Below are 21,192 nucleotides of genomic sequence, written 5' to 3'. Positions count from 1 at the left end.
ACTATCTGGCTAGCGGTACAGCAGGCGCTCGGCGAGTTCGTCGGCTACGCGTGCGGGGGAGCGTTTTTCCGCCTGGGCGTGGGCGAAGATTTCAGTCAGCCGCGTGCCGATGTTCGACAAGTGCGCGGTGATGGACGCCAGCTCGGCGCCGCTGTGCTTGAGGGCCACGTATATCAAACCGCCGGAGTTGATCACGTAGTCGGGGGCGTAGAGGATGCCGCGCCCTTCCAGTTGATCGGCCACTTGCAGGTTGGTCAGTTGCGCACTGGCGGAGCCGGCGACGGCGGCGCAACGCAGCTGGCCGACACTCTGGCGGTTGAGCACGGCGCCCAGGCCGCAGGGCGCGAGAATATCGCAGGGGGTGCTGAGCAACGCGTCGTTGGCGATGGGGTGCGCGCCCAACTGCTCCATGGCCAGTTGCACCTTGCCGTGGTCGATGTCGCTCACCAGCAACTCGGCGCCAGCGGCGTGCAGTTGCTCGGCCAGGGCAAACCCGACATTGCCCAGGCCCTGGATCGCCACGCGCAGGCCTTCGAGGTTATCGCTGCCCAGCCGCGCCATGGCGGTGGTGCGGATCCCGGCGAACACGCCCATGGCTGCGTGGGGCGAAGGGTCGCCGGCCGCAGTGGTGCTGGTGACGTAGCGGGTGTGCTGGGCGATGCAGTCCATGTCGGCCACCGAGGTGCCGCTGTCGGTGGCGGTGATGTAGCGACCGTCGAGTTGTTCGACGCAACGACCGAACGCTTCAAACAGTGCCGCGCGGCTCTGCACATGGGCAGGCCGCAGGATCACCGCCGTGCCACCGCCCACCGGCAAACCCGCCAGCGCCGCTTTGTAGCTCATGCCTTGGGCCAGGCGCGCAGCGTCAGCCACGGCACTTTCGTCGTCGGGGTAGGCAATATAGCGACAACCGCCCAAGGCAGGCCCGAGGCGGCTGTTGTGAATGGCGATAACCGCCTTGAGCCCGGTGGCCGGGTCAACGCTCAGGTGCAGCGATTCAAGGCGGGTGCTGTGCATGAGAGCAAACATCGTCAAGCTCCCGAATCACTTCTTGTAGTGGCCCAAGTATAGGCTTGCGGTGGAAACCTGCCGGAACACGCTGGAATAAGCCGTCAAAATACGTAGGCATTGCGACATAAGCGTTGAGGATATTTCCTAAGCCACTGGACGAACATTCCCGGCAAGGCTAAAACGGAGGCATCTGCCGGAGAATGCAATGAATCCCCGCAAAGCCTTTTTCGCCTGCCTGGAACGCTCTCCCCCTGCGCTGTTCGAAGCTGCGTTGTGGATAGCTGCCGAGCACGACCCCACGGTGCAGCCGCTGGTGATCCTGCAGGAGCTGACGGCGCTGCAACAACAGATCAACCTCGACATGCCCCTGTTGCCGGCGGATGAACTGGGCCAGCCCCTGTTGCGACGCCTGAACGACCTGGGATTTGCCCAGGATGACTTCACCCCGCTGCGCCCCGCAGCCGCCCTGGTGGACAAGGTTTTGCAGCGCAAACGTGGACAACCGCTGGCCATGGGATTGATCGCCCTTGAACTGGCGCGGCGCCTGGGTATCCCGATGGTGGGGGTGAATTTCCCTGGGCATTTCCTGCTGCGGGTGCCGGGTGCCGATCATTTGCTCGACCCGTGCGGTGGCCGGCGCCTCTACCCCAACGATTGCCGCGAGCTGCTGCAACGCCAATATGGCCCCAACCTGAAGTTGCAGGCCGACCACCTGCACACTGCCGACCCACGCGCGATGCTGCAGCGCTTGTCGCGCAACCTGCGCCAACTGCACCTTGCCAATGACGCCCCGCTCGACGCACTGGTCGACGCCGAACGCGTGGTGGAACTGGGCAATGCCAACGCCGCCGACTACCTTGCGCGCGCCAGCCTGTATCAGCGGCTGGACTGCCCGAATGCCGAGCGCTTCGATCTGGAACATGCGCTGCTGCTCAGCGAGGACCCGATCCAGCGCCTGCGCCTGACCGAGCGATTAGGCCACCTACCCCCAAACTCAGTCGTGCACTGAACAAAAATGTGGGAGGGGTTCAAGCCCGCTCCCACAATTACCTCTCGGGTGCTTCAGGAGCTAGGGTGTGTCAGGTTGATTGGCGGGATGGGCCTGGACGAAGGCCGGGTGCTGCGCCGCCAGGGCTGCGACGCGTCCAATGCGCGGGTATGCCGCCAACGGCACCTTGAAGCGTTCTGCCGCATACAGTTGGGGGATCAAAAACGCATCTGCCAGCCCCGGCTGCTCGCCAAAGCAAAACCCCTGATCCCCAATCAACTGCTCGACCGCACTTAGCCCCTGGCTGATCCAGTGGCCGATCCATTCCAGCACCTGCGCCTCGTCATGCCCCCATTGGCGCAGCAGGTTCTGGGTGCTGGAGTTGTGCAGCGGGTGGACATCGCAGGCGATAATCGACGCCACCGCGCGTTCATGGGCACGGGTCGCCAGCTCCTTGGACAGCAATGGCGCCTGTGGATAACGCTCTTCCAGGTACTCGATGATCGCCGTCGACTGGATCAGCAGCTCGCCGTCTTCGGTACGCAGGGCCGGTACACGGCCCTGGGGGTTGATCGCCAGGTACTCAGGTTGCCGATTGGCGCCGCCCGGTGGCACCAGCAAATTGACCGGCACTGCCGTGAAGTCCAGGCCCTTGAGCGCGAGGGCAATCCGCACCCGGTATGACGCGGTGGAACGGTAGTAGGTGTAGAGCTCCATCGCCCTGCCCTCTCAATGTGCAGCGATCACGGTGCCACGGCATTCGCCGAAACCGATGGAGGCAAAGCCTTCACGATTGCACCGGGCGCGCAGGATGATTTCGTCGCCGTCCTCAAGGAACTTGCGCACTTCGCCGGACGCCAACTCGACCACTTTTTTACCGCCCTCGGTCATCTCCAGCAGGCTGCCGAACTGCCCTTCCTGCGGGCCGGACAGGGTGCCCGAACCGAACAGGTCGCCGGCCTGCAACTGGCAACCGTTGACGCTGTGATGCGCGACCAGTTGCGCAGCCGTCCAGTACATGTGCAGGCTGTTGCTCAGCGCCAGACGGTGGGCCGGCAGGTTCTGTTCGCGCATCGCGGCGGTGGTCAGCAGCACTTCGAGTTCGATATCCAGCGCGCCGTTGGCCTGGTCGCGTTTGTCGAACAGGTACGACAGCGGTTGGGGATCGCCTTGGGGGCGTGCAGGTTGGGGCTTGCGGAAGGGTTCCAGGGCTTCCGCCGTCACGACCCATGGCGAGATGGTGGTGATAAAGCTTTTCGACAGGAACGGCCCCAGTGGCTGGTATTCCCAGGCCTGGATATCCCGCGCCGACCAGTCGTTGAGCAGGCAGAAACCGGCGATGTGATCGGCGGCGTCACCGATGGCAATCGCATCGCCCATGGCGTTGCCCTGGCCGATCCAGATGCCCAGTTCCAGCTCGTAATCCAGCCGTGCGCAGGGGCCGAAGTTCGGCTCGGTGGCGCCGGCCGGCAGGGTCTGGCCCTTGGGGCGACGCACGTCGGCGCCCGAGGCGCGAATGGTCGAGGCGCGACCGTGGTAACCAATCGGCACGTACTTGTAATTGGGCAGCAAGGGGTTATCGGGGCGGAACAGTTTGCCGACGTTCTGCGCATGTTCGATGCCGACATAGAAGTCGGTGTAGTCGTTGATCCGCGCCGGCACCTGCATCTGGCAATCAGCGGCGCGGTGAAGCACCTGGGCCTCGCGGGTCTGCAATGGGCTGCCATCGGCGAGCAATTCCAGCAGACGTTCGCGCAGGGCCACGCGGGGGCCACGGCCCAGTTCGAAAAACGCATTGAGCTGGCCACCGGCCGTGGCCTCGACGGCGCGACGGGCTTCGCCTTCGAACTCATCGATGGCCGCCTGCAGGTCGAGGATCGAATCGCCAATCGCCACGCCACTGCGCGGTGCCGAACCGTTGATGCTGAACACGCCCAAAGGCAGGTTCTGCAACGGGAAATCCGCGTGACCGCTGGCGGAGGTCACCCAGCTGCGGGTGGGGGTGGGCTGAGTCATGGGTTATCTCCGGTTCGGGTTGAAGGTGACGGGCAGCGAGGCCCAGCACGCGTCGTAGGCGGGTTGCAGTTGCGGACAGTCCAAGGCGAACTGGGTAGGGCGCAGCACTTGGCTGGTCTCGAACATGAAGGCCATGGTGTTTTCGATCTTGTGCGGCGCCAGGTCCGCATTGATGGCCTTGGTACAGGTCTCGCCGTCCGGGCCGTGGGCGCTCATGCAGCTGTGCAAGGATGCGCCACCCGGCAGGAAGCCTTCGGCCTTGGCGTCGTAGGCGCCCTGGATCAGGCCCATGTATTCGTTCATCAGGTTGCGGTGGAACCACGGTGGGCGGAAGGTGTTCTCGGCCACCATCCAGCGCGGCGGGAAGATCACGAAATCGAGGTTGGCCAGGCCGTGCACGCTGGTGGGCGAGGTCAATACGGTGAAGATCGACGGGTCCGGGTGATCGAAACTCACCGTGCCGAGGGTGTTGAAGCGGCGCAGGTCGTATTTGTAGGGCACGTTGTTGCCGTGCCAGGCCACCACGTTGAGCGGTGAATGGTCCAGCTCGCAGGCCCAGAGTTCGCCGAGGAACTTCTGCACCAGTGGGGTCGGTTGCCTGAGGTCTTCGTAGCGGGCGACAGGGGCGAGGAAGTCACGCGGATTCGCCAGGCCGTTGCTGCCGATGGGGCCCAGGTCCGGCAGGCGCAACGGCGCACCGTGGTTCTCGGCGACGTAACCGCGCGCCTGGGCGTCGAGCAACTCGACCCGGAACTTGAGACCCCGCGGCAATACGACGATTTCCAGCGGCTCCACCTCCAGCACACCCAACTCGGTGGTGATGCGCAGGCGGCCTTGCTCGGGAACGATCAGCAATTCGCCGTCGGCATTGAAGAACACTCGCTCCATTGAGCGATTGGCGCGGTAGTTGTAGACGCTGATGCCTGAGGGTTTTTCCGACCCTGCGTTAGCGACCATGCCGACAAGGCCGTCGATGAAATCTGTCGGCTCGCTGGGGATATCCAGGGGGTTCCAGCGCAACCGGTTCGGCGTCACCGCGCCCAATGGCCCACCGGCCAATTGGCGTTCCAGTTTGACGAACGCCGGATGATTGGCCGACGGCTGGATGCGATACAGCCAGGTGCGCCGGGCTTCGCTGCGCGCCATGGTGAACGCGGTGCCGGAGAACAGTTCGGTGTACAGCCCGTAGGGCGCTTTCTGCGGCGCGTTCTGGCCGACGGGCAACGCGCCGGGCAGGGCTTCGCTGGCGAATTCGTTGCCGAAGCCCGAGAGATAGTCGAGGTCCATGGGTCCTCCTCTGAACGGAAGTTGTATTTATCGTAATTCAGTTACGCATAACGTAATTTGATCGCCATCGACCGTCAAGCTATAAAGACGCCCATTCATCTCTCGGATTCTCGCCCCTCCATGGAAAAGCCCCGCGACACCGGTAAACAGAAAGTCCGCTCGGCCGAAGTGGGCACCGACATCCTCAAGGCCCTCGCCGAGCTGTCACCGGCAACCTCACTGTCGCGCCTGGCCGAACATGTGCAGATGCCTGCGAGCAAGGTCCACCGCTATTTGCAGGCACTGATCGCCTCGGGTTTTGCCGAGCAGAACACCGCCACCAACCATTACGGCCTGGGCCGCGAAGCCTTGCGCGTCGGCCTGGCGGCGCTGGGCAGCATGGACGTCTTGAAGGTCGGCGCCCTGCCCCTGGCGGAGCTGCGCGATGAGTTGAATGAAACCTGCTTCCTGGCGGTGTGGGGCAACCAGGGCGCGACCGTGGTGCACATCGAGCCGGCGGTGCGCGCGGTGACGGTGGTGACGCAGTTGGGTTCAGTGTTGCCACTGCTCAGCTCGTCCACAGGCTTAGTATTCAGCGCCTACTTGCCGTCGCGCGAGACGGTGGATTTACGTGAGCGCGAAGTGCAGGCCGGCATCGCCCACGCGTTGGCGGACGACCAGGCCTACGCCACTGCCTGCGAGCAGATCCGCAGCCGTGGCCTGCATTTTGTGCATGGCTTGCTGATGCCTGGCGTGGATGCGTTGTCGGCGCCGGTGTTCAACGCGGTCGGGCACGTGGCGGCGGTGATGACCGTGGTCGGCCCCACCTCGCTGTTTCACGCCGACGAAGACGGCCCGGCGGCGCAGCGCTTGCTCGCCGCCACTCGGGCCGTGAGCTGGCGCATGGGCTATCAGCCCTGAATCAGTCGTGCCATTGGGTCAGTGCCAGCACCACGCGGTTTTCCAGGCCGCGGATGGGGGCCGCGTCGCTCAGGTAGTTGTTGCTCACCATCGAGAACACCAGGCGCCGGCCGCCGGCGTCGGTGATGTAGCCGCTCAACGATGACACCCCGGCCATGGAGCCGGTCTTGGCGTGCAGGTTGTTTTCGGCAGCCGTGCCGCGCAGGCGATAGCGCAGGCTGCCGCCGGTCATGCGTTCGGAATTGCCGGCAATCGGCAAGGCGGCGTACCAGGCGTTGAACCACGGCTGTCGAGCGCTGGCCAGCAGCAAGTCCGTGAGGGTCTGCGACGACACCAGGTTGCGCCGCGACAGGCCCGAGCCGTCCACTTGGATCAGTGTCGAGGGGTCTATCCCCTGGCGCTGCAGGAAGGCGGCCACTGCCGCGACGCCCGCCTGCGCCGTGCCCGCATTCGAAGCCTTGCGGCCCATGGCCTTGAGCAGGGCTTCGGACATGTTGTTGTTCGACAGCTTGAGCAGCGGTGTGATCAACGCCTGCAACGGCGCCGATCGATGCTCGGCCAGCAGCCTGGCCGTCGCCGGGCTCGCGCCGCCGATCACACGGCGCCCCAGCACCTGGATACCCTGCTGCGCCAACGCCTGCTCAAACAGATTGGCCACCAGTTGGGTCGGTTCCCACACACTCACCCACTGCCGGCTCTGCTTGCCTGGCGCCAATGCGCCGGTGAGTTGCAGCAGGTTGGTACCGTGCTGGCGGGTGATCCCATAACTGTTGCCGGGGCCGCTGACGGCGCGGTTGCTCAGTTGCACGTAGTCGGTAGACGGGCTCACCGCCACGCTGACCGGCTGGCCCGGCGCAAGGGGCGCACGGGCGGTGACGAGCAAGGTGCCCGCATCAAAATCTGTGTTGGGTGAAACGGTCAGCGCTGAAATCTGCGCGCCGTAGTAAGTGCTTTCATCGTCCTGCGCCCAATCCACGCCCAGGCGCTCGGCATCGAAAAAGGTGTCGTCGAAGACCAGATCGCCCTGAATCTGACGTACACCCTGGCTTGCCAGCTGTGCCGCCAAGGCCTGGTAATCGGCGAATTGCAGGGTCGGATCGCCCAGGCCTTTGAGGTACAGATTGCCGGTAAGGCGCTCGCCTTGCTGCGCGCCGTTACTCAATAATTGGGTAGAAAAACGGTACTGCGGCCCCAGCACATCCATCGCCGCTGCGGTGGTGAGCAACTTGAGATTGGAGGCGGGAATCAGTCGGGTTCGAGGGTTATGTTGATAGAGCGTGCTGCCGCTGCGGACATCACGCACCATCAGGGAAACAGTGGCACCGTTGAGCGCCGGGTCAGCCAGCAGTTGCTCCAGGCTTGCCGGGGTGGATGTCGGTGAAACACTCGCGCACCCCCCCAGCAAAAAGCTCAGGCACAGCAGATGTAGCCATCGTCCAAAATGCATCAGTATCGTTTCCGCCCAGACATCAATGCCGGCAACGCTACCACAAACCCTTTAGAACTCCAGGGTGCTGGACACCGACACCTGCCGCGCATCGCCCATCGACACGAACAACCGGCTGGCCGCCGAGCTGTAGTAGACGCGGTCGAACAGGTTCTTCACGTTGAGCTGGAACTTGACCTTCTGCCCTTCGATCCGCGTGTCGTAGGTGGCAAACGCATCGGCCACGGTGTAGCCCGGCAAGGTGAAGTCGTTGGCCGCATCCCCGGCACGTGCGCCGACGTAGCGTGCTCCGGCCCCCACCCGCAGTTGATCGCCACCGAAAACGTTGCCGAAATCATAGGCCGCCGACAGCGCGCCGGTGTGCCTGGCAACGTTCTGCAGGCGGTTGCCTTCCAGGGTCGGGTCCTTGTCCTTGATGTCCTCGGCGTCGGTATAGGCGTAGCTGCCGATCAGGCTCCACTGATCGGTCAACTGGCCGGTCGCGTCCAACTCCAGGCCCCGCGAGCGGACCTGCCCGGCGATGCTATAGACCGTATTCGCGCCCGAGCCTACCGACACCAGCACGTTACGCTTGTCGATATTGAACAACGCCGCGCTGGCGGTAATGCGCCCAGGGATATCGAGCTTGGCCCCCAACTCCCAGGACTTGGATTCTTCCGGGGTCAAATCACCGGTCAGCGTACTGCCATCGGCCAAGGCGGCGATGGTGGAGTTGGGTTTGAACGACTCGGTGTAGCTGCCATAGAACGACAGCTCATCGGTGTAGCGATACACCAGGCCCGCGCGCGGCACCCAGGCCTGCCCGTTGCCGTTGGTGTTGGCTTTGAACGGCACGCCCTTGCCGGCGTATTGGTCGTACAGCTGGTAGCGCGCACCGGCGACGAAGATCCACTGGTCGGTCAGGTGGATCGCGTCCTGAAAGAACAGCGAGTCACTGCGCAGCAGGTCGGTCTGGGCGCTGTCGGCGGCGCTCACCTTGGTGCCGGCCACTTCGTTGCCGTACACCGGGTTCAGGTAGCTGAAGGTGGTGCGCGAGTCCTGGCGGATCAGGTCGGCGCGGTAGATCTTGCGGAACTCGTCATCCAGGCCGAACACCACGTCATGCTGCAGGCCGAAGACGTTGACATTGCCTTCCAGGCTCGCTGTGGCAAAGCGGTCGGTGGTGATTGCGCCCTGGGTGCCGTCCATCTTGCGGGTCAGGGTGCCGTTGGCATTCACCGCGCTGACGCGCACCTGGCTGGCGTCGTAGGTTTCGCGGTTCCAGCTGTAGCCGAAGTGGGCTTTCCAGTCGTCATTCAGGTCGTGGTCGGCTTCGAAACGGTATAGGTCGGAGCGGCCTTCCATGTTGTTGAACGGCTCATCCAGGCGCCGGGTGGCCGGAATGTCCAGCGGGTGGTTGGTCCTGGGATTGATGGCGGTACCCCGGTCGAACGGCGACAGAAACTCTCGGTGCTCATAGGCAAACAGCAACTGGGTGCTGTCGCCGTACCAGGCCAGGGACGGCGCCACCAGCGTCTCGCGGCGGGTACCGAAGTTGCGCCAGTAGTCTTCGTCTTGATGGTCGACGATCAAGCGATAGGCCAGGCCCGAATCACCGATGGGCCCCGTGGTGTCGAGGCCGCCGCCGCTGCCATTCTTGCCGTCGCCAAAGGTGGAACCGCGCAGGGTCAGGGCGGTGGACTGCACCAGCTCAGGCTTTTTGCTGACGATATTGACCACGCCGCCGGGGTCCTGAATGCCGTACAGCAACGACGACGGGCCTTTGAGCACTTCAACGCGCTCAGCCGTAGCGTTCAGCGCACGGCCCTGCACCACCGGCATGCCGTCGCGCATGATCGAGCCGTTACGGTTGTCGCCAAAACCGCGCAGCATCACCGCGTCCTGGGTGCTGGCCAGGGTATTGGCCTGGGTGATGCCGCTGATATTGCGCAAGGCATCGTCCAGGTTGCGCGGGGTCTGGTCGCGCAACACCTGGGCCGGAACGACGTTGACGGTTTGCGGGGTTTCCAGCAGCAACGCCTTGGAGCGCATCACCGAGCTGGTGGGCGGTGGCTGGTAGCTGGTGCTGTCTTGCGTCTGCTGGCCGATGCCGCTGATGGTGGTGGCGCCAAGGTTGACCGCACCGTCGGTGGGCACGGGTTCCAGGGCCAGGGTACGGGCGTCGATCTGGCGGAACGTCAGGCCCGAGTTGCCGAGCAGGCGTTGCAGGGCCTGGGTTGCACTCATCTGCCCGCTGACCGCCGGAGCCTGGAGGCCATAGGGCGCTTCATCGGTGTAGATCACGCTGATACCAGTGACGCGGCTGAAGTCGCTCAAGGCCTGGGGCAGCGGTTTGGCTGCCAGGGCGAAGTTGAACTGGACGCTTTGTTGCGCCTGCGCCTGCGCCACGTTCAGGGGCAGCAAGGCCAACCCCGATACTGCCAGTACCGAGGCTCCCAGCCACTGTTTTACCAAACCGCCCGCCGTCGACTTCATGCTGTGAGAACCCGTGTAGAAAACGCTGTTAATGCGAATAGATCGCAGTTTCAAAGCACTACACGAGTGGGCCGACGGTTTACCTCACCTTTGTCGGCAAAATATTTTGTCTATTGCGTCTGAATGCGAAACCCCAAGCGTGGGAAATGCACGTGTACGGTGCCGGCGCGTTCGTCGGTACGCCGCAGGATCAGTTCTTCGCGCCCGGCGAACAGTAATTCTCCGGCGACCGGGTCGACACCATAATCGATCGCGCTGATGGTCACCTGCTGACCGGCCTTGACGCCGTTCAAGTCGTCGAACACCTCGTCCGGCAACGGCGCCGGCGTGGCATTGCGGGAGATCTCCAGCGCCTGTTCCGCGGTCATCTGGCTGGCGGTGCCGTGACCAAAGCCGAGTACTCGCCCCAGCCATGCCGATACCGCCGGGTAGGCATCCACCAGCGGCGCCGTCACCGGCGTGGCCTTGAGGAACCACAGCGGGTGGGCCAGGGCGAAGTCGGCAATCGAGGGCTCACCGAACAGAAAATCTCCCGGCTCGCGCTGCAACTGTTGCTCCAGGCGCGCCATGATCGCCGGCCACTGGTGCTTGGCCAATTCAACCGGCAGCTTGTTCGCGGTGCCGCCACTGAACAGCGCGGCGCGATCGGCGAGAAAAGCCTTGATGGCCTCCGGCGGCAGTTTGCCAAAGCGCACGGCCACCGACTCCGGCTGGAATACCAGGCTCACGGCATGCGCGAAAACCACGCTGTCGGCCCAGCTGGCGAAGGTTTGGGTGATCATTTCCTGGCCCAGCGGGAACAGCGCCGGCGCGGACTTTTCCTGCTCCAGGCGGCGGGCAATCAGCGCGGTGTCGCAGTAGATATCGGCACCGACCTGCAATACCGGCGTCTTGCGATAACCGCCGGTCAAGGCGGTGAGATCCGGCTTGGGCATCACTGGCGAGATGTGTACGGAGTGCCAGGACAAGCCTTTGAAACCCAGCAAGAGCCGAGCTTTTTCCGCGAAGGGAGACGTTGGGTAGTGATGCAGGATTAGCTCAGACATGCCGGGGCTCACTTAACAAATGAGCCCGAAGCTTAGCGCGCAATGCCCGTCAACGGCCTGATGGGAACCCATCAGTCAAATTGATAGACCGCTGGTGGCCAGGCACTCCTTGGCACTCTTTCTCAGCTTCTTGATCAAGCGCTCCTGGCGCAACGCCTCGCCCTTGCTCGCGCACTGCTCGGTGTACACCAGCGCCACTGCCGGGCTGGACAGGAAGAACCGCGCGCCTTTGCCGCTCTGGTGCATGGCGAAACGGCGCACAGGATCATTGCTGATGCCGCAATACAGCGAGCCATTGGCAGCACGCACCAGGTAGACGAACCAGGGTTTGGGGTCAGGGGTGTTCAAGGAGGCCATCGGCACGTCAGGAAAGCGTCCAGCTTATCAACGACTGGCCTGGAATGCCTTCAAACCGCGCAGTGCCTGGGCACGCACGGCGTTTTTCACCAGCGGTGTCCACCCCAGCAACAGGCCCTTGGTGCCCAGCGCCTGACGCGACCAACGCCACAGGTCGAAGCGGTCATGGTGCTCGCAGATCTTGCCGTCGCGAAACACAAAGCGGGCCTGAATGTCGTTGACCACGGTGTTGCCGGTGGCACTGAACAGGTAGGTGGCGACCCAGTGCGCACTGCCGCTGCGCTCATCGCTGCGCACACTGTCGAAGGTCAGGGAGAAATCCTTGGCGCGGGTGGTGAGCATGCGCCACATATCGCCGGCATCGCGCCCGCGCAGTTCGCCGAAGGCAGGGTCGCTGAACACCACATCGTCGGTGTAGCAGGCGGCCATGGCCTCGGCGTCCAGGCGTTGGAACGCCTGGTAGAAGCGGGTGATCAGGGCGTCGTGGGCATCACTCATGAGCAGGCTCCGTGGGTATCGTCAGGTGTGTGCACGATAATCCGCACGGCGGGGGAAAGCCATGATCATTCGCCCGCGCAATGGGTGATACTCACGACGATTACAGGTAGACCACTTCGAGGGTGGCGCTGCCGTCCATGACGATGTCCGCGGTGACTGGCAAAGTCGCCCGTGGTGCAATCGATGTCAGCACCTTTAGATCAAGCTCCAGTTTTTGCACGGGCAACGGCGCTGCACCGCCGCCCGCCGGTGCCTTGAGCGCGCGTAACCAACCAATCTGCCAGACCTCATCCCACACATCCGTCCAACTGTTGCCGTCGAATGACTCGATAATCGAGTGCGGGCTACCGTCACCCGTTGCATTCGCCATGGTCAGCACATACCAACCGATTTTCTTCCCACCCGCCGCCAGCCCTAGACCGAAATTAGGATGGAATCCCGGGGTGAGTTCGTAGGCCGTACCTGGCCGATTATCCGCACTCTTCACACCTATCAGCGTTGCCGCGGCGCAGTTGACCATCAACTTCAGTGGCATGACAGGCAGCGGGGTCACCTTCCCGTTAATGAGATCCTGTGCAGAGATTTTCCCGTAGTCCACCACGCCATCATTGGACAACGTCGGGGTGCAGGCGGAAGGCGTGATCAAGCCCTTGACGGTCAAGTCGACACTGGATGCACCAAATGCAGTGGTAACGCCGGACAGCATAAAAGCAGCGGCCAGCAATGTTTTTGAATAACTCATTAGTGATGAACTCATACTGGAAAGTCTGACAATAATCAGCAATCTGCGCGCACTACCGTGCGACGCGACTTTTTACTGTCGACTCAATTATCAGAACTAGGGTTTATGCCTCGACCCGGCAGGATTGAAGCACACGGCTACTTTAAATGTGCCTTGCCGCGTTCTGAATGCAAGTAATACGAATAAGACCCCTGCGCCTTCATACAGCTGAAACTTTAGCGCATCAGACATGTCACCGATTCAGGGCACCATGCCACTCTCCCGGGCATAGGCATACAAGTCCACATCCGTGGAAATACACAACCGCAGCATGGCCGTGCTCTTTTGTTTACTGATGGTGGAAATACTGCGATTGACCTGGGCGGCGATCTGGCTGACGGTCATGCCGCTGGCCAGCATTCTCACCACCTCTCGCTCCTTTCCGGATAATTGCGGAGGTTGATCCGGTGCCGCACTTCCCGTCTGGTCCAGTTGGATGCGCAGGCACTCACTGATGAAGGTACGCCCCTGAAAGACGGTGCTCACCGCCTTGGGCAGTTCGCGAGCCGATGCATTTTTTGCCACGATCGCTTTTGCGCCATGGCAAAAGGCGGCCCTGAGAGTGGCAACGTTGGCGAACATGGTCACCAGGATAACCGGCAAGTTTGGGTACTGACGGTTAAGTAAACCCAATAGCCCGTACCCATCGGCATGCTGGCCACCAGGCATCGCAAAATCGGTCACGATTAAATCACAAGGCGTCGTGGCTATCAGCGCCAGCAACTGATCAGGGCCATCGGCTTCGCCGACAACCTTGCACTGACCATTGGCCTCTATCACCACTTTTTGCCCCACACGAACAATAGGGTGATCGTCGGCAATAATTATCCGAATCATCAGTCGGTTCCATGATGGCAATTTGAGTACCAGAAAAATACCTCGGCAACTCCTGTACAACAACTACCGATATTGCATAGGTATTGGATCTATTCCCTTAATTCAGTGGACCAGAACATCGGACTACAACATTAAAAGAAATTACATACGGACTTATCCTACACACACAGGTAACTATTCATGCACCCTTCGGCAACACATCATAAGTTGGCCAAATACTGCAAGTAGCCCTCAACCTCGCGATGAAAACGCTTGAGTGCTGCACGGTTGACCTGCACCCCTGCGTCACAAAGCTGATCGATCAATTGCAGGGTGCGCGGTTCCAGGTCGGTGGTGCCGAAAAACGCGATGCTGCCTATCAATCGGTGCAGCAACTGCGCGGTCACTGCAGCATCTGCGGTGTTACCGGCATGCTCCAGGGCAGCGAGGTCATCGTGGGCCTCCTGAATCATGCAAAACAACAACGGTTCGACGACTTCCCAAGTACCAAACGTCGCGATCAGGCTCGCGCGGGTAGGCAACCGGCTGCGCGGGAGCACCGAGCCTGTTGGCCGGGCACTCAAAGGCGCCTGCCTGTGGGGATCCGGCAACGAATCCCGCAGGACATCGCGCAATTGTTCCAAGGTAATCGGCTTGACCAGCCAATTGTCCATGCCGCACGCCATGCACCGCTGCACCTGCTCGGCTCCCAGGCAGGCGGTCAGTGCGATGACGGGGATGCGTACCCGCCCCGTCTGCGCTTCACGGCGACGCAACTCGCGCGTCATCGCATACCCATCGAGCACCGGCATGCGGCAATCACTGATCACCAGGTCAAAGGGCCGATCAGCCAAGGCGTCCAGCGCCTGCCGCCCATCGCCAACCGCTTCATGCGCCAGCCCCAACGTGTGCAGGAACGCCCCGATCAATAGTCGATATGCACGGTGGTCATCGGCCAGCAGAACCCGCACGTTCTGCCAATGCGGTGGCACCGCAGGCCCCAGCGATGCCCCTGTTGGACTTCGGCCTGCCTTAGTGTCCGCCATAACTACCTCATGCAGAGCGCTCACCGGGCACCGGCCAAGCAAGGCATGGCGCCGGTGCGGCCGACCCGTCACGGGCGACCTCACTCGATTTTTCTCCGCGAACATTCCTGCCGCTATTTAAAAAAACAAATAGCGGCGATTTAAGAGCGCAGGAACATATCCGAATGAATGAGGCGGTGCGATACAACAACTACGACAACGTAGGATTTCCTACAAGCACAAGTCCATTTTCCAACCTTTGATTGAGATGGCGACCACTATCGTAATTGTTGCATTTCGCCCTGCCGGCCCCGGCATTAGAGTCGCCGTCGCTCAGGCTCAAGAAGGCGCGATGGGGCCGACAACACACCCAACACGCTCCCCATCAGCGCACTGCCTGAGCGTCCTGCCATCCCTTTGACTTCCAGGAGCCCCTTCAATGAACGCCTCATTCGCCACTGTGTTGGCTGTCATGTTGCTTGGCGGTACGTCTTGCGTACTGGCCGCCAGCAGCGTCGACCTGACTGTAAAAGGCCTGATCACACCCAGTGCCTGTTCACCCAGCCTTTCCGAGGACGGAACCGTCGATTTCGGCAAGCTGCCGGCCAGGGACCTTTCACTCGAGAGCACCACTCAGTTGCCCCTCGCCACGCTCAAATTGAGCGTGAGCTGTGAAGCACCCACATTGTTCGCCCTGCACACCGGGGACAACCGGCTCGGGTCGTCTTACTTTTTTCACCCGCGCTACTACGGCCTGGGCCTGTTCAACGGCGACCAGAAGCTGGGCAGCTATGAAATAGGCGTCTTCAACCCGATCGCGGACGTGCCGGTGTCTCCGCTGATCTCGTTCGACAGCGGTAAGACCTGGCTGGTGAACTCCAGCGGCAGCTACATGGAGCCTGGCGCGTGGATCGCGTTTGGCGATAGCCCTACGCCCAAGGCGCTGAGCAGCGTCACGGTGGACCTGCGCATCGACGCCAGCATCGCGCCCGCCAAAGGCCTGACCCTGACGTCAGAAGTCCCCCTGAATGGCAGCGCCACGCTGGACGTGGTGTACCTCTAAACCTCACGAAAAGCTCTCTCACAAAGGACCTGTGCCCATGGATAGAACCACCCCTGCCGTCCTGGCAACACTGCTGGCGGCCTGTACCTGCGGCGCATTCGCGGCCAGCAGCACGGACTTGAGTGTCTCCGGGACCATCACCCCGGCCTCTTGCACCCCGAGCCTGTCGGACGGCGGCGTGGTCGACCACGGCAAGCTGACAGCCAAGGACCTGCACCCGGACGCCCCGACCAGCCTGCAAGCCGGGGAGATGAGCCTGCTCGTGCAATGTGAGGGAGCAACGTTTTTCACCCTGACCACCGTGGACAACCGTGCCGGCACTTCGGCGATCAACCCCGCGCACCACGGCCTGGGGATGATCAACGACGACCAGAAACTCGGCAGTGTGGCCTTCGGTGTATTTGATCCGGTCGCCGACAGCGTACCGGTGCAAACCATTCAGTCGCGCGACGGCGGTGCCAGCTGGCGCCCCTCTTCGTACCTCGGCCACGCCGCATTCACTTCGTTTGCGCCGCCGGGCGGCCCTTACACGCCGATGGCCATGCAAACCCTGAGCGCTCGCTTGCGCGCGTTCACCATCATCGTGCCCGCCAGCAACCTGACCTTGCTCGACGAAGTGCCGATCGATGGCCAGGCCACGTTGCAACTCAAATATTGGTAAGTCACGTCCCCCTTCATTTCAATCAGGAGTTACAGCATGAACATGCCCTTCAAGACCGCCCTCGCCACCGCCTTGCTCGTCACCGGCGCCCAAGCCTTGGCAGCTTCCAGCGTTGACCTGACCGTCAAAGGTTTGATCACGCCCAGTGCCTGTACCCCCGTGTTGTCCAACGGCGGCTCGGTGGAGTACGGCAAGATTTCGGCGAAGGATCTGCTGCCCGACCGCCCGACACCGTTGGCAGAGCAAACCGTACAGCTGGCGGTGAGCTGCGACGCAGCCACGCTGATGGCGCTGGACGCCGATGACAACCGTGCAGGCTCCAACTACGGCGACGACACGATGGAGTTCGGCCTGGGGCTGATCAACGGCACGGAAAAACTCGGCGCCATGACGGTGAAGATGATCTCGCCTATTGCCGATGGCGTAGCAGTCAGAACGATTGGCTCCGTTGACGGCGGTACCACTTGGTTCTATGAACGCAACCTGATGCCCGACAACCTCATCTCGGTGGCAGACCCAGCCGTCGATGCGCCGATTCCTGTGCAAGCCCTGGCCGCCGACCTGGTGGTGCATCCCAGCATCGCCCCGACCAGCCAATTGACGCTGACCAACGAAGCCGCCATCGACGGTTCAGTCACCGTGACGGTGCGTTACCTCTAAACGCTTTTCTGCCAGGGGCATTGGCTGCCCCTTCTGGCGGATTGTCTTGACCCTAAGGAATTGAACTCGCCATGACACTACTCCGCCGATCTGCGCGTAAGCGCCCGTATCGCCCCGGCCAACCAGCTGACGCTGAGCAACGAGGTAAAAGTCGACGGTTCCGTGACGTTGCCGCTGATTTACGTCTGACGTCATGAAACGTCCCGCCTTCTAACCCCGGCACTCGGTGAGCCTACTTCATGAAAAACCGCCCTCCACGCCTTTTTGCCCTGTTTTGCCTGCTGAGCGCCGGGCCCATGGCGATGGCATCGTCCAGCACTGTGCTGAACGTCACTGGCCTGATTACCCCCAGCGCTTGCACATCGACCTTGTCGGCCAACGGCATTGTCGACCACGGCATGGTGCCGGCACGCAGCCTCAACCAATACGAATACAGCGCCTTGCCGATGCAGGCTCTGGACCTGACGGTGAGCTGCAACGAACCCGTGCTGTTTGTGCTGGTCGGCCTGGACAACCGCGCAGACTCATCCCTGGGGCCCGGGTTTTATTACGGGCTGGGCAAGAACATTCACGCTCCGACAGAACGCCTGGGCACCGTCTCCCTGGCATTTCGCGAGGTGATGGGGGACGGCCAGCGCGTGCTGGTCCTGGCCTCCAGTAACCAAGGCCTGACCTGGTTTCCGGAAACCAATGCTTACCCGGACAATTACATGGGCTTTGCCCGACCGGGCACGCTGGTGCCGGAACCGCATCGCCTGATCACTGCGAGCCTGCACATCAACACCTCCATCAACGCTGCCGCCTATTTGACCCTCAAGCAGGAGGTGCCGCTGGACGGTTCCATCGTGCTTGACCTGAGGTACCTGTAACCATGAATCCCCTGCCCTTTATGACGCGAGCGTTCACGTTCGTCCGCTATGTCGGTGTTTACCTGAGCGCATTGGCCCTGACACTGAGCGCACCTGCGCTGGTGCTGGCTGACGGCATGGTGCCCGACACGTCAGTGGTGATTGTCAACGAAGCCGATGGCGAAGCGACGGTCACGGTGACCAACACCGATGACAAATTGGCGTTGTTGCACGTGACACTCGAAGACATCCCCGAAGACCAGGCCTCGCTGCTGTTCGTGACCCCGCCACTGGCCAGGGTCGAACCGGCGAAGAGCCAGCTCATCCGCTTCATCCTGCAATCGTCCGAGCCGCTGACGACACAGCGGTTGAAACGGGTGATTTTCGAAGGCATGCCACAGGGCCGGACCTCGGCCCAGGCCGGTCACGCCCGCGTGGGCGTGACGGTGCGCCAGAACCTGCCGGTGATCCTGCACCCCAAGGGCCTGGCGCCCAATCGCACGCCTTGGACAGGGTTGGAGTGGCGCTTGAGCAGCGATCAATTGAGCGTGCACAACCCCACGGCTTATGTGGTGCGCTTGGCCCAGGAGCTGAAACTGTTGCCGGGCGGCGGTTCGGCGCTCTTGCCGCGCACCTATGTATTGCCGGGTGAAACCCTGAAAGTGACGGCCAGCAGCAGCCATGCGCAACGCGTGCAGTTGCAGCCGGCCACCGTCTATGGCTTTGCCGTGGCGCCATACGAAGCACCGATCAGCCTATAAAAAAGAGTGGCCTGCCAAGGCCACCGGAAGGCCTGACTCGACGACAGATTGAGCCGGCCACAACACTTGAGTATGACCTTGTGAGCACAGCAATGACTGACCGCGACGGCGCTGCCGTGCCTGGCGTTTCACCGCGCCAGGTACAAAAAATACTGGCGGGGCTGGCCTTGACCCTGGGCGGCACACTGCCTTGCGCAGCGGCGCTGGCAAGCGGCGACCTGATCGCCGGTTCCTTCGACCCCCAAACCCTGTCCCGGCGCGGCATTGACCCGGAACTCGCCAACCTGCTGCTGGAAGCTCCGCGCTTCGCGGCAGGCCGACATGCCGTAAACCTGAACGTCAACGGCCAGCGTCGGGGCCGCATCGACGTGACTTTCGACCGCCAGGGCGCGCTCTGTTTCAACCGCGCCCTGCTTGATGCGGCAAACCTGATGGTGCCCGATGAGGCCCTGGACACGCTGTGCCACGCCTTCATCGAGCGCTACCCGCAAACGGTAATCGAGCAAGACCCCGCCAGCCTGAGCCTGGCCCTGGTGGTGCCGACCGATGCCTTGCGCCCGGCGCAGCAGGATGTCTCCGGCTACCAGACCGGCGGCTTCGCGGGCCTGCTCAACTACGACCTCACCGGGCTTTACAACGAGTTTGGCGACGACACCAGCCGCTTCGGTTCGGCCAACACTGAAGTGGGGTTCAATGCCGGTGACTGGATCGTGCGCAGCCGGCAGGTCAAGACCTGGCAAGACAACAGCACCCGCACCACGCATCTGGATGCCTATGCCCAGCGCACGTTCGCTGAGCAACAGGCGGTGTTGCAGGCCGGCCAGATCAGCCTCTACAACCCTGTGCTGGCCGGCACTCAAATCACCGGCGCCCAGGTGCTGACCGAAACCGCGCTGCAAGACCAGGACCAGGGCGCGACCATCACCGGCATCGCCAACAGCCCGGCCCAGGTGGAAATCCGCCAGAACGGCGCCTTGATCCACTCCACCGTGGTGCCGGCTGGCCCCTTTGCCTTGAGCGATGTGCGGCGCTTGAACAGCCGCTCTGACGTGGAGGTCACGATCAAGGAGACCACCGGCGAAGAACGCCGCTTCACGATACCCGCCGGCATGCTGGGCCTGGGCTTGCCTGCGCCGGGCTATTCGGTTGCCGCTGGGCGCGTGCGGCAGATCGGCGACAGTGAAGGCGAGGAGCCCTGGGTGGTCAGCGGTGGCTGGAGCGGCACCGTGCACCCGCAAGTCAGCCTGGGAGGAGGCGTGCTGGTAGCGGACGCCTATCGCTCGGCGGGGGTCAACCTCGGTTGGTTACCCTGGCAGGACAGCCAGTTGCAGTTCACCGCGCAGGCGGCCCAGGCCAGTCGGGATGGCGTCGAGCGCGGGGTGCAGACGGACCTGTCCTGGTCCCAGCGCTTGAGCGAGCGCTGGGCGGTGAGCACCGCCGGTTCCTGGCGCTCCCAAGGCTACCGGGACCTGGAGGATTCAACCTACGTCGGCAACAGCCGTGACCAACAGCGCTCGCGCTACCGCGACCAGCAAAGCGTCACGGCGTCCTGGGCGCACCCGACACTCGGGGCGTTCAGTGCCGGGGTCTCGCGCACCGCGTCGTACAGCGGCGAAAGCAGCAGCCGTGCGCTGGCGTCCTGGGGCACCAGCTTCGGCCGGGTGTCGGTGTCGGCCAGTGCTGAATGGCAGGTGGGCGGTCGCCAGCAGAACGATGACAGCGTGTACCTGAACATCAGCGTACCGCTGGGTGAAAACCGCCGCGGGCGTGCCTGGGCGCGCAACAGTGGTGGAGAACATCGCCTCGGCGCAGGCCTGAGCGAGCAACTCAACGATCAACTGAGCTACCGGGTGGGCGTGGAACGCGACAGCCGCGACCGCGAGGTGGAGTCGTCCCTCGGCGTGTCGGCGCTGCCGTGGTACAGCCAGCTGGATTTCAACTACACCCGCAGCGACAACCAGCGCTCCAATTACCAGGGCGGTGCCCGTGGCGGCATGGTGGTGCACGGCGACGGCGTGACGTTCTCGCCATACCCGATACGCGACACCTTTGCGCTGATGTCGGTGGGTGACATGGCCGGGGTCAAGGTCACCACCCCGAGCGGCCCGGTCTGGACCGACTGGCAAGGCCAGGCTGTGGTCCCCCAACTCAACGCCTATGGTCGCAGCCCGGTGGAAGTGCAAACGCGTTCGTTGCCGCGCAATGCCGATATCCACAACGGCCTGGCGGTGATCGCTGCCGGTCGCGGCGCGGTGGACAGCGTGCACTTTGGTGTCGCCCTCACCCGCCGAGCGTTGCTCAAGGTGAGCACCGACACCGGCGAACCGTTACCCCGCGGCGCAAGCGTGAGCACCGCAGACGGCGAGTTCGTCACCCTCGTGCAGGAGGGCAGCCAGGTATTCCTGCCTGACGTGCTCGACCCTCGCCCTTTGTGGGTCAAGCCTCCAGCTCAACCCCGCTGCCGCCTGGAGTTCGAACTGCCCAGCGACGCGGACACCGAGGTGTATTTCGAAACCGCGCCGGCCCGGTGCCGTCTGCCATGAGGACTTCCA

20 protein-coding genes are annotated in these 21,192 nt (G+C 62.8%); 8 read left to right on the top strand and 12 right to left on the bottom strand.

All coding sequences use genetic code 11. The features are described from left to right. Positions 1 to 9: 9 nt before the first annotated feature. On the bottom strand, positions 10 to 1,029 hold the full coding sequence (locus CQ041_RS01200; protein ID WP_105520761.1) for a Glu/Leu/Phe/Val dehydrogenase dimerization domain-containing protein: 1,020 nt from the start codon (positions 1,027 to 1,029) through the stop codon (positions 10 to 12). A 187-nt stretch (positions 1,030 to 1,216) separates the two neighbouring features. Between CQ041_RS01200 and CQ041_RS01195 the strand changes: the two genes are divergently transcribed. Further along, on the top strand, positions 1,217 to 2,020 hold the full coding sequence (locus CQ041_RS01195) for a SirB1 family protein (RefSeq protein ID WP_105520762.1): 804 nt from the start codon (positions 1,217 to 1,219) through the stop codon (positions 2,018 to 2,020). A 60-nt stretch (positions 2,021 to 2,080) separates the two neighbouring features. Here CQ041_RS01195 and maiA read toward each other — a convergent pair whose 3' ends face one another. From maiA to hmgA, 3 genes are read right to left on the bottom strand one after another with little or no spacing between them, the layout of a single operon-like run. Further along, positions 2,081 to 2,716 (bottom strand): maleylacetoacetate isomerase, encoded by a 636-nt coding sequence (gene maiA, locus CQ041_RS01190; RefSeq protein ID WP_105520763.1) that lies wholly within the window; start codon positions 2,714 to 2,716, stop codon positions 2,081 to 2,083. 12 nt (positions 2,717 to 2,728) lie between these two features. Next, on the bottom strand, positions 2,729 to 4,015 hold the full coding sequence (fahA, locus tag CQ041_RS01185; RefSeq protein WP_105520764.1) for a fumarylacetoacetase: 1,287 nt from the start codon (positions 4,013 to 4,015) through the stop codon (positions 2,729 to 2,731). Positions 4,016 to 4,018: 3 nt separating this feature from the next. Beyond that, the gene (gene hmgA, locus CQ041_RS01180; protein WP_105520765.1) at positions 4,019 to 5,302 is read right to left on the bottom strand and encodes a homogentisate 1,2-dioxygenase; all 1,284 of its coding nucleotides are present in this window, start codon (positions 5,300 to 5,302) and stop codon (positions 4,019 to 4,021) included. Between the two features lie 120 nt (positions 5,303 to 5,422). On the opposite strand from hmgA, the gene CQ041_RS01175 reads away from it, so the two are divergent. Continuing rightward, on the top strand, positions 5,423 to 6,202 hold the full coding sequence (locus tag CQ041_RS01175; RefSeq protein ID WP_105520766.1) for an IclR family transcriptional regulator: 780 nt from the start codon (positions 5,423 to 5,425) through the stop codon (positions 6,200 to 6,202). 1 nt (position 6,203) lies between these two features. On the opposite strand, the gene dacB is transcribed toward CQ041_RS01175, so the two are convergent. The 8 genes from dacB to CQ041_RS01135 form a co-directional block, all read right to left on the bottom strand. Beyond that, a complete protein-coding gene (gene dacB, locus CQ041_RS01170; protein ID WP_105520767.1) occupies positions 6,204 to 7,649 on the bottom strand; it encodes a D-alanyl-D-alanine carboxypeptidase/D-alanyl-D-alanine-endopeptidase in 1,446 nt (481 codons plus the stop codon). Between the two features lie 51 nt (positions 7,650 to 7,700). Further along, positions 7,701 to 10,124 carry a TonB-dependent receptor gene (locus CQ041_RS01165; protein ID WP_105520768.1) on the bottom strand — a complete coding sequence of 808 codons (2,424 nt, stop codon included), beginning with the start codon at positions 10,122 to 10,124 and terminating at the stop codon, positions 7,701 to 7,703. Positions 10,125 to 10,234: 110 nt separating this feature from the next. Continuing rightward, positions 10,235 to 11,170, bottom strand: a complete 936-nt coding sequence (locus CQ041_RS01160; protein ID WP_105520769.1) for a glutathione S-transferase family protein — start codon at positions 11,168 to 11,170, stop codon at positions 10,235 to 10,237. Positions 11,171 to 11,245: 75 nt separating this feature from the next. Next, positions 11,246 to 11,527 carry a GIY-YIG nuclease family protein gene (locus CQ041_RS01155; protein ID WP_105520770.1) on the bottom strand — a complete coding sequence of 94 codons (282 nt, stop codon included), beginning with the start codon at positions 11,525 to 11,527 and terminating at the stop codon, positions 11,246 to 11,248. Positions 11,528 to 11,554: 27 nt separating this feature from the next. Next, entirely contained in the window at positions 11,555 to 12,025 is a 471-nt protein-coding gene (locus CQ041_RS01150; RefSeq protein WP_105520771.1) for a nuclear transport factor 2 family protein, read from the bottom strand. Between the two features lie 100 nt (positions 12,026 to 12,125). Then, positions 12,126 to 12,767 carry a DUF1120 domain-containing protein gene (locus CQ041_RS01145; protein ID WP_105520772.1) on the bottom strand — a complete coding sequence of 214 codons (642 nt, stop codon included), beginning with the start codon at positions 12,765 to 12,767 and terminating at the stop codon, positions 12,126 to 12,128. A 240-nt stretch (positions 12,768 to 13,007) separates the two neighbouring features. Beyond that, positions 13,008 to 13,643, bottom strand: a complete 636-nt coding sequence (locus CQ041_RS01140) for a response regulator transcription factor (RefSeq protein ID WP_105520773.1) — start codon at positions 13,641 to 13,643, stop codon at positions 13,008 to 13,010. Positions 13,644 to 13,843: 200 nt separating this feature from the next. Further along, positions 13,844 to 14,668, bottom strand: coding sequence for a response regulator (locus CQ041_RS01135; RefSeq protein WP_163002031.1), 825 nt, complete (start codon positions 14,666 to 14,668; stop codon positions 13,844 to 13,846). A 418-nt stretch (positions 14,669 to 15,086) separates the two neighbouring features. Here CQ041_RS01135 and CQ041_RS01130 point away from each other — a divergent pair, with 418 nt between their 5' ends. The 6 genes from CQ041_RS01130 to CQ041_RS01105 all read left to right on the top strand — a co-directional run bounded on the left by CQ041_RS01130 (position 15,087) and on the right by CQ041_RS01105 (position 21,183). Next, entirely contained in the window at positions 15,087 to 15,710 is a 624-nt protein-coding gene (locus CQ041_RS01130; protein ID WP_105520774.1) for a DUF1120 domain-containing protein, read from the top strand. 37 nt (positions 15,711 to 15,747) lie between these two features. Next, positions 15,748 to 16,371, top strand: coding sequence for a DUF1120 domain-containing protein (locus tag CQ041_RS01125; protein WP_105520775.1), 624 nt, complete (start codon positions 15,748 to 15,750; stop codon positions 16,369 to 16,371). A gap of 36 nt (positions 16,372 to 16,407) precedes the next feature. Continuing rightward, on the top strand, positions 16,408 to 17,031 hold the full coding sequence (locus tag CQ041_RS01120) for a DUF1120 domain-containing protein (RefSeq protein ID WP_105520776.1): 624 nt from the start codon (positions 16,408 to 16,410) through the stop codon (positions 17,029 to 17,031). Between the two features lie 239 nt (positions 17,032 to 17,270). Then, positions 17,271 to 17,900: a DUF1120 domain-containing protein gene (locus CQ041_RS01115; protein ID WP_105520777.1), complete on the top strand. Its 630-nt coding sequence runs from the start codon at positions 17,271 to 17,273 to the stop codon at positions 17,898 to 17,900. Between the two features lie 2 nt (positions 17,901 to 17,902). After that, the gene (locus CQ041_RS01110; protein ID WP_105520778.1) at positions 17,903 to 18,640 is read left to right on the top strand and encodes a fimbria/pilus chaperone family protein; all 738 of its coding nucleotides are present in this window, start codon (positions 17,903 to 17,905) and stop codon (positions 18,638 to 18,640) included. A 92-nt stretch (positions 18,641 to 18,732) separates the two neighbouring features. Next, the gene (locus CQ041_RS01105; protein ID WP_105520779.1) at positions 18,733 to 21,183 is read left to right on the top strand and encodes a fimbria/pilus outer membrane usher protein; all 2,451 of its coding nucleotides are present in this window, start codon (positions 18,733 to 18,735) and stop codon (positions 21,181 to 21,183) included. Positions 21,184 to 21,192: the final 9 nt, after the last annotated feature.

This window comes from Pseudomonas sp. MYb60, from assembly GCF_002979555.1.
In the GTDB taxonomy this organism is placed as follows: domain Bacteria; phylum Pseudomonadota; class Gammaproteobacteria; order Pseudomonadales; family Pseudomonadaceae; genus Aquipseudomonas.
The sequence above is the reverse complement of the archived record's forward strand: the minus strand, read 5'-3'. Positions and strand labels throughout refer to the sequence as shown.